This is a genomic window from Sulfitobacter sp. CW3 (genome assembly GCF_019392245.1).
In the GTDB taxonomy this organism is placed as follows: domain Bacteria; phylum Pseudomonadota; class Alphaproteobacteria; order Rhodobacterales; family Rhodobacteraceae; genus Sulfitobacter.
Window position 1 is genome coordinate 138,693 of record NZ_JAHXRL010000009.1, and the last position, 12,338, is coordinate 151,030.

A 12,338-nucleotide genomic window follows, 5' to 3' on the forward strand; every position below is an offset into this window, starting at 1 on the left:
GTTTGGAATAATCTAACAAATGTTAGAAACTTGTTTGAATTCCTTTGGGAGGGGTTACAATGTCTGAGCCGATGTCGGAACGTTCCGCTGAAGCGGAACGATTTGTCTCTCCCGCGCACTATGTCGATAGCGATAGCAGGGAGGTGCAGGCCTTTGTGATGCGGGCGCTGCGCAACATGGCACCGGATGCATCCAAAAAGGACATGGCGGTGCGCCTGTTTCAGGCTGTGCGCGACGATTTGCGGTATGATCCCTATACGTTTTCTCTGACCGCTGAGGATTATAGAGCAAGTGTTATCGCGGACATGGACTCGGCGTTTTGCGTGCCCAAGGCGATCCTCTTGGCTGCATGCCTGCGGGCCGTTGGCATTCCGGCGGCGCTTGGCTTTGCCGATGTTCGCAACCACTTGAATACGCCCAAACTGGCCGAGCTGATGGGCACCGACCTGTTCATCTACCACGGCTATGTTCAGCTTTGGCTGGGTGCATCATCTTTCAAGGTGACCCCGGCCTTCAACATGGAATTGTGCCAGCGTTTTGGCGTCAAGCCGCTGGAATTTGACGGAGAGCACGACGCGCTGTTTCACGAATTTGACGACACGAACCGCCGCCATATGGAATACGTCAATGATCGGGGCTTGTTTGTGGATGCGCCGATGCAGGAGTTCCTGACCGCATTTGGTGAGACATATCCGAAGCTGAAGGAATTCAACCGGCGCAGGATTTCCGGTGAGTTCTTTGATGCGGGTTTTGCTAGTCCCGAAGGCTCACCTGCAAAATGAAGTATTTGGAAGATTTCAGTGTTGGTCAGGTTTTCGAATTTCGCTCTGCGCCGTTGACCAAACAGCAGATCATGGAGTTTGCTCAGGAATGGGACCCTCAGCGTCTGCATACGGATGAAGCCTATGCTGAAGGTATCCACGGCGGGCTGATCGCCTCTGGTTTCCAGACACTTCTGACCGTGTTCAAACCTATCATGCAGGACTTGATGGTCGACGTCGCCAACATTGGTGGTATCGGGTTTGACCAGCTGCGCTGGCTGCGACCAGTGCGCCCAGAAGAACCACTGAATATCCGGATCGAAGTTCAGTCTTTGGTCCCATCGCGCAGCAAGCCTGACCGGGGTGTTTTGATTTACACGCTCGAAGCGCGAAACCCCGCCGGTGAGTTGGTTATGAGCGTTGAGACCCCAGTGATGATCCAGCGCCGAAAGGAAGACCTGAAATGACTATGGTACAAGACGAAGACCTACGGCTTTTGCGCGACAGCGTTGGTACGCTGCTGGATCGGGCGGGCGGACTTGGGCGCGCCCGCCGCGTGCGTGATGACGATACGCCCTGGGACGCGGGTATCTGGCAGGAACTGGCTGCTGCCGGTGTACTGGGGGTCGCAGCCCCCGAAGAGGCCGGGGGGCTTGGTATGGGGCTGACGGCGGCTGGTGTCGTGGCCGAAGAGATTGGCCGCGTGACCGCGCCTGAGCCGGTGGTGCCGACAATCGGGCTGGCAATCGGGCTGATGCAGCGGCTGTGCCGGCAGGATCCGATGCTGGAAGCCGCCATCGCTGGCGATGTCGTGTTGGCCGTGGCCTGGCAGGAACGCTGCGCGACGGGCCTATCGGATGATATCGAATGCCGTTTTGATGGAACCACACTGACCGGCAGTAAGGATTGGGTGGTGGGGGCCAGTGGTGCGGACCATATTCTGGTCCTCGCCGAGGGGCCGCGAGGTTCGGTTCTGGTGCGCATCGCGGCGGATGCGTCTGGTCTGCTGATGCAGACCCGGCTGCAATCGGATGCCAGCGAGCTTTGGGGCATAAGCTTTGCGGACACCCCGGCAGAGGTGCTGGCCGAAGGCGCGCAGGTCACTGATGCGCTGACTAATGCCGTTGCGGATACGACCGCATTAGCCGCCGCCGAACTGGTCGGGCTAAGCGGTACAGCGCTGGTACTGACACTGGACTATATCAAAACACGCGAACAATTTGACAAGCCGATTGGTTCGTTTCAGGTGATTCAGCACCGTGCCGTTGATATGCATGTCTCGCAGGAAGTTTCCCAGGCCGCCGTACGCGAGGCGCTGGCCGCGATGGATCAAGCAGGTTCGACGCTAGAACGGGTGCGACAGGCAAGCCGCGCCAAGGCCCGCGCCTGTACCGCCGCGCAAAAAATCACCCGCGAGGCGATCCAGCTGCATGGCGCGGTCGGGTACACGGATGAATTCGATGTCGGCTTGTTACTGAACCGGGCGCTTGTCCTGTCGGCTTGGCTGGGGGATGCGGCGTTTCATCGCCGCCGCTGGCTGGATGCAAATGAAACAGAGGTGGCCGCGCAATGACCGACTGGAATGGAATAAGCGATGAAGAGTTTCGCCGAGAGGTCAGGGCTTTTTTCGAGGCCGAATATCCCGAAGAACTACGTCACCTGCCGCACCGACCTAAGTTTGCCGAGATTGAGCACTGGCATGTGAAGCTACACGCCAAAGGCTGGGTCGCACCTGCCTGGCCCATCGAATTTGGCGGCATGGGCTTGGAGGCGGCCAAACTGCTGATCTTTTACGAAGAACAGCAACACTATGGCGTCAACCGGGGTCGAGACATGGGGATCCAGATGGTTGGTCCGCTGATTATCAAATTCGGCACCGAGGCACAAAAGGATTATTGGCTGCCGCGGATCCTGAGCTGTGAAGACATCTGGTGTCAGGGTTATTCCGAACCCGGAGCGGGCTCTGATCTGGCAAATCTGCGTACCAGTGCTATGATTGATGGCGATAATTTCGTCATCAACGGCCAGAAGATCTGGACCACGATGGCGCATGACGCCACCCACATCTTCATGCTCGTGCGTACCGACCCCGATGCGCCTAAAAAACAACAGGGCATCAGTTTTGTTCTGGCCAGCATGGATCAGCCAGGCGTCGACGTGCGCACGATCACCACGCTGGCTGGCGAGACCGAGTTTTGCGAGGTGTTTTTTGACAACGCCCGCACCCCACGCGCCAACCTGGTGGGCGAGATCAACAAGGGTTGGAGCATGGCCAAGGCGCTGCTCAGCTTTGAGCGGATATTCATCGGCTCACCCGGCCTTGCGCAGAATGCATTGGGTCAGCTTGAAACTTTTGCCCGTGGTCGCGGTGCCTTTGACGACCCCGTGTTTCGGGATCGCTACGCCGAGGCGGCGCTGGACGTTGAAGACCACGCAGCCCTATACAGCCGCTTTGCCGATCAGCTTAAGCGCGGAGAGACATTGGGAGCCGATGTCTCGATGTTGAAAATCTGGGTGACCGAGACCTATCAGCGGATATCGGAACTGATGATCGAGGTCGCAGGCCCCGATGGTGGCAGTATCGGGCCGCTGCAGGTGGGCAATGTCGGGGTCGATGTGTTGGCCAGTTTTTACAAAGCACGGCCGACGACAATCTACGGCGGCTCAAACGAAATCCAACGAAATATCTTGTCTAAGGCCGTTTTGGGCCTGTGACGATCATTTGCCAAACAGAGGAAACTAAAATGTTTGACTACGCAACGAAGTACCCAAAATTGTCTTTCGACTACCCGGCAGATCGCGTTTTGCGCATCACTTTTGACCGGCCAGAGACTTATAACTCGGTTGATGCCGAAACCCACACCCAAATGACCGATATCTGGATCGACATTGACCGCGACCAGGACATCAATGCAGTAATTGTTACAGGCCGGGGCAAAGCGTTTTCGGCAGGCGGCGACTTCAGTTTGATCGAAGGCATCACCGGCAATTTCGACACGGTGATGAAGACATGGAAAGAAGCCAAGGATTTGGTTTACAACATCATCAATTGTAACAAGATTATCATCTCGGCGATCAACGGCCCGGCGGCTGGTGCGGGCCTTGTTGTGGGTATCCTTGCCGATATCTCGATCGCGGGAAAACGCGCCAAAATCGTTGATGGCCACCCGCGTTTGGGTGTCGCTGCGGGCGATTGTGCCGCGATCATCTGGCCCCTCCTGTGCGGCATGGCCAAAGCCAAATACTACCTGTTGACCTGCAAGCCGATAAGCGGTGAAGAGGCCGAACGTATTGGCATGGTGTCGATGTGCGTCGAGGATGACGAACTTGAACAGATCTCGATTGATACCGCGACTGAAATGGCCACGGGATCGCAAAGCGCACTTCGCTGGACCAAATACTCACTGAACAACTGGCTGCGTCAGGCCGGGCCTATCTTTGACGCTTCGACCGCCCTGGAGATGCTGGGATTTATGGGCGATGACGTAAAAGAAGGTGTACTTTCACACCGCGAAAAACGCGCGCCAAATTTCCGCAAAGATTGCCCGCTCTAGGTCAACCAACAACAAGGGAGGCCACCATGTCTGACGCTGTCTATACGGAAATTGCCAGAGCCTATGCCAAAGCAGCACAAGTGGCACCGGGACTGAAGGCACGGTTTGACAAAGCGGGTTTTGACCCATCCAAGGTTTCATCACTGGCGGATCTCTCCCGCCTGCCGGTGATGAAAAAAGAGGAGTTGCTTACGCTCCAAAGAGCGAACCCGCCTTTCGGCGGGTTCCTCGTCGCCGATCCCAAAGAGGTATCGCGCATCTATGTGTCTCCGGGCCCGATATTTGAGCCGTCGTTGCCCGGTGTGGGCGGCCATGGGCTTGACCTGTTGTTCAGATCTGCAGGGATCACAAATGCCGATATCATCCTGAACACTTGGGCCTATCATCTTGTCCCCGCGGGCCTACTGTTTGATGAGGCGGCGCAGGTCGTTGGTGCGACCGTGATTCCGGGAGGAACCGGAAACCGTGAATTGCAGGCCCAGATCATTCGCGAAACCGGTGTTACGTCGATCTGCGCCAGCACTGCGTTTTTTCTGGCGTTGGCCGACAAGGTGATCGAAACCTATGGCCGCGAAGCCTGGACCGTGAAATCCGCCTTTCTTGGTGGAGAAATGGGCGACTGGATGGCCAAGCGTCGCCGGATCGAATCCGACTATGGTGTAAAAACCTGGGCGGCCTATGCCACCGCCGATCTGGGGCTTGTCGGCTATGAGGACGGTGGCGAAGGGTATCTGGTTCACCCCGACCGGATCGTGCAGATATGTGACCCCGAAAGCGGCACGCCATTGGCGGATGGCGAAACAGGCGAGATCGTCGTCACCGCGCGCCAAGCCGACTGGCCGATGATCCGGTTTGGCACTGGCGACAGTGCCTATGCGCTGGAAAGTGAGGCGGATGGTCGAGTCACCCGACTTTCGGCCATTCAGGGGCGGGTCGGTGCCGCAGTAAAAGTGCGCGAGATATTCATCTACCCCCGGGCAATCGAAGAAGTTGTGATTGCGGTATCAGGGGCCATCGCAGCGCAGGCTGTGGTCACGCGCGAAAATGATCGTGATACAGTGCGCCTGCATCTGGTTCTGGACCACGGCACCGACAAGGGCACCACCACAAAGGCCGCAGCAGATGCGTTTCAGAGGACCGCGCGCATCCGTGCTGACAAGGTGGAGTTCATCGACCAACTGCCCGAAGATGCCGAATTGATTGTTGATCGCCGGGATATGTGAAGTCTTAGCAGAAGACACGACGACTGCGCACCGGGTCAATTATCACTGTACTGTGCCACAAAACTTCTTACGCCATTATCCGCCTCGCACCAGACCTTGCCGCCGCTATTTTCTTCAGTATGAAATAACGAGATCGAGCTTCCCAGTGTAACCGGCGCCAGACCCCGGAAGGAAAAGCGGCGGGGTGGTTTACCGGCGATTTTAGCAGCGAGATTTAGCAACAGCGTGGCCTGCAACGGACCATGCACCACAAGGTCGACATAGCCTTCGGTGTTGCGGGCATAGTCCTGATCATAATGGATACGATGAGAATTGAAGGTCAGGGCCGAGTAGCGAAACAACAATAACGGATCAGGTGTCAGCTTGCCCAGTTGGGTGCCCCGGTTCGTATCGCTCTGCGATGCTGGCTTGGAGCTTGGGGGATTACCGGTCTTTGGAAAATCTCTGAAAACGAGATCCTGGCGTTCAGATATGCACAGGCGATCCTGCGAGAAGAATTCCTGCTCGACCGTTACAAAGATTAGAGGTCCGCTTTTCCCATTTTTAGCAACAACGTCCGAAACCCTTGAAATCCGGGTCACCGGCGAGTCTGAAGAAAGTCTTTGGTGGTGGATGATTTCACCTCCGGCCCACATCCGGGCAGGAAGCCGCACAGGCGGCAAAAAATCACCTTTTTCGGCGTGACCGTCCTCTGAAAGTTTACTTTTATGGGTGGCCGACACGGTGGTACACCAATGAATGCCCAATGGAGCTCCTCTCCCCTCAAGCCACAGGAATGGATCAAGTGTGGCGCAAAACCTGTCGACCAGCGAATTTGTCAAATAATCGCCGACCTTTTCGGACCTTCCGACCCAGTCCTTGAGGGAGGGTAAATCAATTTCTTTGGTCATTGGCTCAAAAAGACCTTGGCATTCCAAGGATATGCTCGCCGACATAAGACAGGATCAGATTGGTTGAGATCGGGGCGACTTGATATAGTCGAGTTTCGCGGAACTTGCGCTCGACGTCGTATTCGCGAGCAAAGCCAAAGCCACCATGGGTCTGGATGCAGGCATTGGCAGCCTCCCAAGAGGCGTCGGCGGCTAACAGTTTGGCCATATTGGCCTGCGCGCCGCAATCCTGACCTGCGTCAAAGCGTTTGCACGCCTCAAACCGCATTAGATTAGCGGCCTCAATGGCGACGTAGGATTTTGAGATTGGAAATTGAACACCCTGATTTTTCCCGATGGGACGGTCGAAAACCACCCGCTCACAGGCATAATCGCGCGACTTTTCAACGAACCAATAGCCATCACCAATACATTCCGCAGCAATCAGGGTTCGTTCTGCATTTAGCCCATCAAGAATATGGTGAAACCCGCGCCCCTCTTCGCCGATCAGGTTTTCGGCAGGGATTACGAGATTGTCAAAAAATACCTCGTTGGTTTCGTGGCCCACCAGATTGTCGATCGGCTGGATCTCCATCCCGTTGCCGATGGCGTCCTTCAGATCGACAATAAAGATCGACATGCCATGTGACTTGCGTTTGACGTCGGCCAGCGGTGTTGTGCGCGCCAGCAGGATCATCAGGTCAGAATGCTGCAACCGGCTGATCCAGACCTTCTGGCCGTTGATCACATAACGGTCGCCCTTTTTCACGGCGGTGGTCTTCAGCTTGGTGGTATCGGTGCCAGTTGTCGGTTCAGTCACCGCCATGGATTGCAGCCGCAGTTTGCCCGAGGCGATGCCCGGCAGGTATTGCTGCTTTTGCACATCCGAACCATGTCGAAGCAAAGTACCCATATTGTACATCTGACCGTGGCAATGGCCAGCGTTGCCGCCTGATCGGTTGATCTCTTCCATCACGATGCTGGCCTCGGTCAGGCCAAGACCCGAGCCGCCGAATTCTTCGGGGATCATCGCCGCCAGCCAGCCGGCCTCGGTCAGAGCATCGACGAATTCTACGGGATATGTTTCCGCGGCACCGTGTTTGCGGTGATATTCAGGGGGAAATCCGGCACAAAGCGAACGTAGCGCGTCACGCAGGTCATCATGGGTATCGGGGGCCGAGGTTTTCACTATAATCACGCTCCATTCTTCGGATCGGCGGTTGCGTCCGACACACTCCCCGGTCCGAATTCTTCCAGTATTTGTTGGGTATGTTCACCAAGGCGCGGCACCGGAGCCATCTGTGGCTTCCAGCCTTGTCCGCTCGTCGGGGTCAGCGCGGGCATCGCGCCCGCTGGCGTGTCAATCTGTTGCCAACGCCCGCGCGCGGCCAGCTGCGGATGCGCCCACAGCCCGGCCATATCTCGCACTTCGGCGGTGCCAATCCCGGCCCTATTTAGCCGTGACAGCGCCTCGGTCGTGGTAAGTTTTGGCAATACGTCACCAATCACCCCCGCGATTACATCACGATGATCTGAGCGCCTGGAATTGCCAACAAACCGAGGATCAAGCGCCATGTCCGGGCGTTCCAGCACCTGTTCGCAGAACGCCTTCCATTCGCGATCATTTTGCAACCCGAACAGCACCTGACCATCCGAGGTTTCAAACGGACCATAGGGATAAATCGTGGCATGTCCGGCACCGGTGCGCGGCGGCGGGGGTGCGCCATCATAGGCATAATACATCGGATAACCCATCCATTCGGCCATCGCTTCGAGCATCGAGATTTCGATATGATCGCCCGCCCCGGTCTTTGCGCGCATCAAAAGCGCGGCCAGGATCGAATGATAGGCAGTGACCCCGGAGCAGATATCGGCGATGGATATGCCGGACTTCGCGGGCGAGTTGGGGGTACCAGTAATCGACAAAAATCCGGCCTCGGCCTGAATAAGTAGATCATACGCCTTGCGCCCGTCATATGGCCCACCCGGCCCGAAGCCGGAGATCGAACAGGTGATCAGGCCTGGATTGTCTTTGCGCAGCTCGGCCTCTCCCAGACCCAGCCGTTCGGCAGCACCAGGCGCAAGATTTTGCACAAACACATCGGCACGCGACAGGATGGATTTCAGCGTGGCAATCCCATCGGGCGATTTCAGGTCCAGCGTCAGGCTCTCCTTGGAACGATTGCCCCAGATGAAATAGCTGCTTTCACCATTAATGCGGGTGTCGTAATTGCGGGCAAAATCGCCGCCATCGGGGCGTTCAACCTTGATCACCCGCGCACCCTGATCGCCCAATAACCGCGTGCAATAAGGGGCGGAAACCGCCTGTTCCAGACTAACCACCAGGATACCGTCCAGCGGTCGCATCCCAGCACCATTGCACGGCGGTGCGGTCATCAGCCTGCCCCCGGCCCGCTGGTTTCGAGGATTTCCTCTTCGACGCGCTGCCAGATATCATAGGATATGGGGTTTTCGCTTTCCTCAAGGATATGGCCAACCAGCCCGATGGCGCGGGCCATCACACCAAAGCCACGCACAATTTTCCAGGGGAAGCCAAACTCGCAGCAGATCGCGCCAATGGCACCGGTGGCATTGATCGGCAGCATCTTGCCAGATCGGGCCTCGGCCTCGGTCTGGATTTTCTGCATTAAGGCGACGTACTCGCCGGATTTGCCGTTCTGGGCGGCAATTTCGAACAATCGCGGCGTGCGTGGGTCAACGGGTTTGTGCACAGGATGCCCCAGCCCCGGCACGATGGCCTTGCGGTCGCGGAAACCGGCCACCGTTTCAACCGCCAGCGCATCCAGATCAACACCGGTGCCCAGCTTGTCGTGTGGCAACGCCTCGTAGAGCATCTTTGACGCGCCTTCCATCGAGCCGACAAACACCGTGCCCAGCCCGCAAAGCCCCGCCGCCACTGCTGCCTGCAACGATTCCGGCGCGCCCATATAGGTCATCCGCGCGGCAATCGCCGACGGGGTGATGCCGTGTTCGACCAGAGTTATCACGATGGCATTGAAGACCTTGGATTCCTCAGGTGTCGCCTTTCGCCCAGTCAGTTGCAAAAACGCCAGATCACCCAGGTTCATATGCCCCAAAATCTCATTGGGCAGATCCAGCCCGCGCACAGAGATTTTATCAGCAGTGCTCCAGCCAATTGAAGAGGTCAATTTATCCTTGCGTTTTCCCATCAGACCGGATCCCACGAAAACACATCGGCTGACACTTCAAGCGGCATGAAATCGGCCTTTAAAGCAGGGATCGCATGATTGGCGATTGCCTCGGGTGTCCAGCCATCGCCGGAATGCACAGACCGGATCGGGCGGGGCTGATTAACCAGGAATATCTCGTTGTTACGCACCGCAAAAATCTGGCCAGTGACATCTGCGGCCCTGTCGGACGCAAGATAGACAGCCATCGGCGCGACCTTGGCAGGAGTCATCTGCTTGAGTTTCTCAACCCGCGCTTCCTGCTCGGGAGTGTCCACCTTGATTGACGAAATCATCCGGCTCCAAGCGAAAGGCGCGATGCAGTTTGACCGCACGTTCCATCGTTTCATATCCAGCGCGACGGATTTGGAAAACGCCGTGATGGCCAGTTTTGCCGCAGCATAATTTGCTTGGGCAAGGTTTCCAATCAGGCCTGAGGTTGACGTCATGTGCACCAACGCACCGCTTTCTTGAGTGCGGAAGTGATCCGCGGCAGCCCGGCTGGTATTAAATGCACCGTAAAGATGGACCTTCACCACAGCGTCGAAATCCTCGTAGGTCATCTTGTGAAAAAACCCATCGCGCAGGATGCCGGCGTTGTTGACCACTGCGTCAATACGACCGAACTCCCTGACCGCCAGATCAACCATCTCGCGGGCCGCATCGGGATCGGCCACACTGTCTGCGTTGGCGACGGCAGACCCACCTGCGGCGGTTATTTCATCGACGACTTTTTGCGCGGCCAGCTCGGTCTGTCCCGTGCCCTTCAGCGATGCACCCAAATCGTTGACCACCACCGCAGCCCCGGCGGCAGCAGCAGCCAGCGCAATATCGCGCCCGATGCCGCCCCCAGCCCCGGTCACCAGAACAACCTTGCCATCCATTATCTTTGTCATCTTTTTCCCCTCACTTTGCCTTGCGGTACTTTTCCAGCCCGCCAGTATGCATCACCCGGCCCATCAAAGGAGCCCCGATGATTGTTTCGGCTTTCTGCGCGGCAAGGATCAGTTTATCCAAGTCAATGCCGGTTTCGATCCCCAGTTCGTGACACAGGAATACCATATCTTCGGTGCTGACATTGCCTGCCGCTCGGGCGTGGCCATGACCGGCAAAAGGACATCCCCCAAGTCCCGCAACCGAGCTTTCGAACATGTCCACACCCATGCTGAGTGCGGCATAGACATTGGCGATACCAAGCCCGCGCGTGTCATGGATATGCATGCCGAGGCGGGCCTCGGGGGCCATGTCGCGCAGTGCTCCGATCATGCGTTTGACCGCTTCGGGGTTGCCCCAACCCATCGTGTCAGCGATCACAAGAATTGGCAACGGGATGTTTTCATCGGCGCACAGATCAAGGATGAAACGGAAATCGTCTAGCACCCGTTCCTGCGGAATCTCGCCTTCGAAATTGCAGCCAAATGCGGTCATCACATAAGCCGCGTCAACTGTCAGCCCCTCGGCTTTGTAAAGCTTGACCCATTCACGCTGTTTCTCGCGCATTTCCATTGATGAGGCGTTGTTGTTTTTCCGCGAAAACCTATCGGAGGGGTAGAAAAGCAAGCGCGGGTCGATATCGACATCATGCGCGGTCATCGCCTTGCGAAACCCTTTGTCGTTCAGCCAAAGCGCCGTGTAATTGACACCGGGCACGCGTTTGATGCGTTGAAACAGCTCTCCCGTGTCAGCCATTTGCGGCACGTATTTCGGACTGACAAAGCTACCGACCTGAATACGTTTCAAACCTGTGTCGGACAGCAGATCAATGAGCTCAATACGCTGCTCGATAGGATAAATCGTTTTCTCGATCTGGAAGCCTTCGCGCGGGCCTTCCTCGCGGATTTCGACGAATTTGGGAAAATCGCTCATTTCGGTTCGCTTTCATTAGGGGCAATTTCGGCGATGGTCTGACCGCGGTCGACCATCATGCCTTTGGTTACAGAAATGTTGATGGCGATTCCTGCCGCTGCAGCCTTTATCGATATTTCCATCTTCATGGATTCCATAACGGCGATTACATCGCCTTCGACGACCAAATCTCCATCAGAAACAACAACATCAACGATCATACCGGTGAGCGGGGATTCCACCATCCGCTCGGCTGCCCCTTCACTGCCCGCAAAAGCCAGGGGCGGGGCGGCGTGAAACAGGCGGCGGGCGTCGGCCGTGGTGATTTCGATAGCATTGCCGGTGACGCGGGCTTCCAGCATCAGGGTTTCGCCGTTATGGGTAACGCGCCAGCGCCCTGTTTCCAGTTCAAGACAGGTCAGGGACAAAGGCACTTCATTCGCATCAAAAACGGTAAAATAACCGCCCGACCCAATCGGGCCTACGCGCAGTTCTTCGTGCTTGGCACCCTTCTCCGATCCCATCAGGGTGACACGCTGGTCCGCCTCGACCAAAGCATCGCCTGCGTTTAGCCGCCAGCCAGTAAAGGTCGAACGATTGCTCCAAGGATTGGTGGTGTCGTTAGTTCGCCCGTTGCTGACAAATAGCACGGCTGCGACAGCGCGCCACAGGTTGGCGGTTGCGTCTGCCGGAGGTGTGGTCAGCGCATCAAGGCGGGTGTCGATCCAGCGGGTATGCACGTTCATCGCGGCAAATTCGGGATCGCGCGCCAGCGCCGTCAGGAAACTACGGTTTGACTGAACGCCCGCGACGATGGTGTGATCTAACGCCTCGGCCAGCCGGGCCAGCGCCGTTTCGCGGTCGACCGCGTGAACAA

At 56.9% G+C, this 12,338-nt stretch carries 13 protein-coding genes; 6 read left to right on the forward strand and 7 right to left on the reverse strand.

The window, feature by feature from the left end; all coding sequences use genetic code 11:
* The first annotated feature begins 59 nt into the window (after nucleotides 1-59).
* The 6 genes from KZZ06_RS17520 to KZZ06_RS17545 are packed head-to-tail and all read left to right on the forward strand — an operon-like array spanning nucleotide 60 to nucleotide 5,538.
* Nucleotides 60-782 carry a transglutaminase family protein gene (locus tag KZZ06_RS17520; protein WP_138925299.1) on the forward strand — a complete coding sequence of 241 codons (723 nt, stop codon included), beginning with the start codon at nucleotides 60-62 and terminating at the stop codon, nucleotides 780-782.
* Nucleotides 779-1,228: a MaoC family dehydratase gene (locus tag KZZ06_RS17525; protein WP_138925298.1), complete on the forward strand. Its 450-nt coding sequence runs from the start codon at nucleotides 779-781 to the stop codon at nucleotides 1,226-1,228. Before KZZ06_RS17520 ends, KZZ06_RS17525 begins: the two co-directional genes overlap by 4 nt.
* A complete protein-coding gene (locus KZZ06_RS17530; RefSeq protein ID WP_138925297.1) occupies nucleotides 1,225-2,334 on the forward strand; it encodes an acyl-CoA dehydrogenase family protein in 1,110 nt (369 codons plus the stop codon). Before KZZ06_RS17525 ends, KZZ06_RS17530 begins: the two co-directional genes overlap by 4 nt.
* Nucleotides 2,331-3,476 (forward strand): acyl-CoA dehydrogenase family protein, encoded by a 1,146-nt coding sequence (locus KZZ06_RS17535; protein ID WP_138925296.1) that lies wholly within the window; start codon nucleotides 2,331-2,333, stop codon nucleotides 3,474-3,476. Before KZZ06_RS17530 ends, KZZ06_RS17535 begins: the two co-directional genes overlap by 4 nt.
* A 29-nt stretch (nucleotides 3,477-3,505) precedes the next feature.
* The gene (locus KZZ06_RS17540) at nucleotides 3,506-4,315 is read left to right on the forward strand and encodes an enoyl-CoA hydratase/isomerase family protein (RefSeq protein ID WP_089423344.1); all 810 of its coding nucleotides are present in this window, start codon (nucleotides 3,506-3,508) and stop codon (nucleotides 4,313-4,315) included.
* A gap of 26 nt (nucleotides 4,316-4,341) precedes the next feature.
* Nucleotides 4,342-5,538 carry a phenylacetate--CoA ligase family protein gene (locus tag KZZ06_RS17545; protein ID WP_171048989.1) on the forward strand — a complete coding sequence of 399 codons (1,197 nt, stop codon included), beginning with the start codon at nucleotides 4,342-4,344 and terminating at the stop codon, nucleotides 5,536-5,538.
* A 35-nt stretch (nucleotides 5,539-5,573) separates the two neighbouring features.
* Here KZZ06_RS17545 and KZZ06_RS17550 read toward each other — a convergent pair whose 3' ends face one another.
* The 7 genes from KZZ06_RS17550 to KZZ06_RS17580 form a co-directional block, all read right to left on the reverse strand.
* Nucleotides 5,574-6,428 carry a protein dehydratase gene (locus KZZ06_RS17550; protein ID WP_138925295.1) on the reverse strand — a complete coding sequence of 285 codons (855 nt, stop codon included), beginning with the start codon at nucleotides 6,426-6,428 and terminating at the stop codon, nucleotides 5,574-5,576.
* A gap of 4 nt (nucleotides 6,429-6,432) precedes the next feature.
* The gene (locus KZZ06_RS17555) at nucleotides 6,433-7,596 is read right to left on the reverse strand and encodes an acyl-CoA dehydrogenase family protein (RefSeq protein ID WP_219581321.1); all 1,164 of its coding nucleotides are present in this window, start codon (nucleotides 7,594-7,596) and stop codon (nucleotides 6,433-6,435) included.
* A gap of 5 nt (nucleotides 7,597-7,601) precedes the next feature.
* A complete protein-coding gene (locus KZZ06_RS17560) occupies nucleotides 7,602-8,804 on the reverse strand; it encodes a CaiB/BaiF CoA-transferase family protein (protein ID WP_254700590.1) in 1,203 nt (400 codons plus the stop codon).
* The gene (locus KZZ06_RS17565; RefSeq protein ID WP_257884439.1) at nucleotides 8,804-9,577 is read right to left on the reverse strand and encodes a citryl-CoA lyase; all 774 of its coding nucleotides are present in this window, start codon (nucleotides 9,575-9,577) and stop codon (nucleotides 8,804-8,806) included. Before KZZ06_RS17565 ends, KZZ06_RS17560 begins: the two co-directional genes overlap by 1 nt.
* Before the next feature lie 20 nt (nucleotides 9,578-9,597).
* Complete coding sequence (locus KZZ06_RS17570; RefSeq protein ID WP_205387934.1) at nucleotides 9,598-10,512, reverse strand: SDR family NAD(P)-dependent oxidoreductase; 915 nt, start codon at nucleotides 10,510-10,512, stop codon at nucleotides 9,598-9,600.
* 10 nt (nucleotides 10,513-10,522) lie between these two features.
* Nucleotides 10,523-11,482, reverse strand: coding sequence for a hydroxymethylglutaryl-CoA lyase (locus tag KZZ06_RS17575; RefSeq protein WP_138925293.1), 960 nt, complete (start codon nucleotides 11,480-11,482; stop codon nucleotides 10,523-10,525).
* Nucleotides 11,479-12,338, reverse strand: an 860-nt coding sequence (locus KZZ06_RS17580; protein WP_219581317.1) for a biotin/lipoyl-containing protein, incomplete at its 5' end; no start/stop codon positions are given. The genes KZZ06_RS17575 and KZZ06_RS17580, both read right to left, overlap by 4 nt.